The sequence below is a fragment of the Bradyrhizobium campsiandrae genome, assembly GCF_014529705.1.
Classification (GTDB): domain Bacteria; phylum Pseudomonadota; class Alphaproteobacteria; order Rhizobiales; family Xanthobacteraceae; genus Bradyrhizobium; species Bradyrhizobium campsiandrae.
The window spans coordinates 1-248 of the sequence record NZ_JAANIH010000341.1 but is presented as its reverse complement, the minus strand read 5'-3'; the positions used below and the strand labels follow the sequence as shown (position 1 = coordinate 248).

Sequence of the window (248 nt, the reverse complement as noted above, 5' to 3'; positions counted from 1 at the left end):
CGACGAGGTCGTCGGCCTGATGAACGGGCTCGCCAAGCCCGCGAAGGGACAAGTCGACCCGTCGAGCCCGTGGTTCGGCAAGCCGAGCTTTGACTTGAAGTACGATCTTGCCGCGGCGAAGAAGCTGATGCAGGAAGCAGGCTTCGGTCCAAACAAGAAACTCGAGGTGAAGATCCAGACGTCCGCTTCAGGTTCTGGCCAGATGCAGCCGCTGCCGATGAACGAATATCTCCAGCAGGCGCTCGCCG

1 protein-coding gene is annotated in these 248 nt (G+C 60.9%); it reads left to right on the top strand.

The window, feature by feature from the left end:
- On the top strand, positions 1–248 hold a 248-nt coding region (locus G8O24_RS43345; protein ID WP_244646458.1), incomplete at both ends, for an ABC transporter substrate-binding protein.